Source organism: Leucobacter sp. M11 (assembly GCF_035726885.1).
Classification (GTDB): domain Bacteria; phylum Actinomycetota; class Actinomycetes; order Actinomycetales; family Microbacteriaceae; genus JAPFRB01.
Map to the genome: position 1 here is coordinate 93,232 of NZ_JAPFRB010000004.1, position 2,081 is coordinate 95,312.

Consider the following 2,081-nt stretch of genomic DNA (forward strand, 5'->3'; position numbering starts at 1 on the left):
TGCTCCTCGCCGCCCTCGTCACCCTCACCGCCTGCCAGGGCATCCCGGCGACCGGCCCCGTCACGAAGGGCCTGTCAAACCTCAACACCGGCGACGAGGAGGTCATCTACGAGCCCAACGCCCCGGTGCCCGAGATGAGCCAGGAGGACATCGTCCTCGGCTTCCTCCAGGCCGGGTCCAGCAGCAAGGACGACTACGCGATCGCCCGGAAGTTCCTGACCCCCGCCTACTCGAGCGACTGGACCCCGAGCAACGGCGTGATCGTCGACGACGGGACCCGCGAGCCCGTCGCCGACGGCGGGGGCACCGTGACCGTCGCCGTGCAGGCTCTGAGCTTCGTCGACGACCGCGGCTCCATGCGCATCGCGGAGCCCGGGGGCTCGGTGCCGCTGCGCTTCGAGCTGGAGCAGGTCTCCGGAGAGTGGCGGATTGCCGCGGCCAGCACCGAGATCGTGCTCGACCGGAGCACCTTCACCACGCTGTACGGCCAGCACAACATCTACTTCCAGGCCCCCGCGACGGGCGCGCTGGTGCCCGACGCCCGCTGGTTCCCCACCCGAGCCACGACGAGCACCAACATCGTCACCGAGCTGCTCGCCGGGCCCGCCGAACCCCTCGACCAGGGCGTGCTCACCTCCGGCTTCCCGAGCGGCACGACCCTCGTCGCGGAATCGGTGCCCGTGGTGAACAACCGCGCCCACATCGACCTCTCCGTCGAGGCGCTCGCCGCCGACGCGCAGGCGACCGAGCTGATCCGCAAGCAGCTCGCCGCGAGCCTGCAGTCCGTGTCCGGGGTGAGCGAGTTCCTGCTCACGGTGGACCAGTCCGCCTTCAACGAGGGCGACGTGATCCTCGATTCCCGCTCCCGCTACCCGAAGGTGCAGAATACGTCCCTGGTGATGCGCGAGGACACGATCGGCGAGTACAACGGCACCTCGATCCGCCCCATCGGCGAGCTCGGCGAGCTGATCGTTGCCCAGAAGCCCGACGCGGTCTCGCTCTCCTTCGACGGGGAGACCGCCGCGATCTTGAAGGGCGGCGTCGTCTCCCTGCTCGACGACTTCGGGGTGCACGCGGTCGACGACCGCGAGAAGCTCATCGCCCCGTCCATCGACCAGCAGGGCTACGTGTGGACGGTCCCTGCGGGAGCCCCGAACGAGATCCACGCCACCCTGCTCGGCACCGCCCAGCTCCAGCTGACGGGCTCCTGGATCGCCGGGGGAGAGATCCGCGCGCTGCGCATCTCCCGGGACGGCTCCCGCGCCGCGGCGCTGCTCGACGTGGGCAAGAAGAGCGTGGTCTCCCTCGCCGGGGTGCTCAGGGACGAGGCCGGGAATCCGACCGGGTTCAGTGAGGCCGTGCAGATCGCCTCCTTCGACGGCGAAGCGATCGACCTCGACTGGATAGACGAGGGCCGGGTCGCGGTCGCGCTGGCCGGCGACGGCAACGGCGGCGGGGGCTCTCGCGTCGCGATCGCGGGCCTCGGGCTCTTCCCGAGCGAGTCGCCGATCGCGAAGAACATCGTCTCCGTCGCGGGGGCGAACTCCCGCTCCCAGCTGCGCATCCTCGACGACACGGGGGCCCTGTACGCCCCGCGGGGGAGCACCTGGAGCGAGTACTACGAGGGCGTGCAGCTGCTCGTCAAGCGCGGCTAAACGGGCGCACCGGGCACGCACCCGGCCCCGCGCGGTCCGTGCCGCACCGGGCCCCGCGCGGTCGAAGACTCCCCAGCGGAATCGGCCTCGCCCCGCACCGCCGCCACGCCCCGGCACGATGGGGCCATGACCCACCCAGAACCGGCGCTCCGCGGGGCCCTGCTCGACCTGCTCGGCCTCGTCCTGCCCGTGAGCTGCGGGCTCTGCGGTCGCCGCGACCGCAGCCTCTGCCCGGGCTGCGCGCGTCGCCTGCACGCGCAGCTGGCCCCCGGCCCGGCCCGGGGGCTCCGCGCCGCCGGGGTGCCCGTCTACGCGGCGGGGCGCTACTCGGGGAGCCTGCGGCGGCTGATCCTGCTCGCGAAGGACTCGGGCCGCCGGGACCTGCTGCGCCCGCTGGGTGCCGTGCTCGGGCTCGCGCTCCACGCC

The 2,081-nt window shown here is 72.6% G+C and carries 1 protein-coding gene and 1 pseudogene; both read left to right on the plus strand.

From position 1 onward, the window contains the following. Positions 1-1,655 (plus strand): LpqB family beta-propeller domain-containing protein (locus tag OOT08_RS12420; protein ID WP_325093056.1); only part of this gene is annotated, 1,655 nt, incomplete at its 5' end. Positions 1,656-1,781: 126 nt separating this feature from the next. Continuing rightward, positions 1,782-2,081 (plus strand): annotated as a pseudogene (locus OOT08_RS12425) (ComF family protein); the annotation flags it as partial.